Source organism: Halomonas sp. ND22Bw (genome assembly GCF_003011945.1).
Lineage (GTDB): Bacteria > Pseudomonadota > Gammaproteobacteria > Pseudomonadales > Halomonadaceae > Halomonas > Halomonas halophila.
Window position 1 is genome coordinate 1 of sequence record NZ_PXWD01000336.1, and the last position, 362, is coordinate 362.

Sequence of the window (362 nt, forward strand, 5' to 3'; positions counted from 1 at the left end):
CAGTCAGCAGCTTGCGCGGGCGCGACTGCGCCAGCTTGAAAGCGAAGCGCATGATCCGCTCGACACCGGCGCGGGTCATCATGCTCACGTCGGTCGCCGCCTCGATCGGATGGCCCTGGTGCACGCGGCCGCCGACGCCGGCGTACTCGCCTTCGGAGTTCTCGCGCACGATGACCCAGTCGAGGTCCTTCGGGCCGCAGCGTTTGAGCGGGCCGTCGATGCCCGGCAGGATGCGCGTGGGCCGCACGTTGGCGTACTGGTCGAAGCCCTGGCAGATCTTCAGGCGCAGGCCCCAGAGCGTGATGTGGTCGGGGATGTGCGGGTCGCCGGCCGAGCCGAAGAGGATGGCGTCCTTGTCGCGC

Annotated in this window: 1 protein-coding gene; it reads right to left on the reverse strand. The window is 69.6% G+C overall.

From position 1 onward, the window contains the following. On the reverse strand, positions 1 to 362 hold a 362-nt coding region (locus CVH10_RS18325; RefSeq protein ID WP_369335869.1), incomplete at both ends, for an isocitrate/isopropylmalate family dehydrogenase.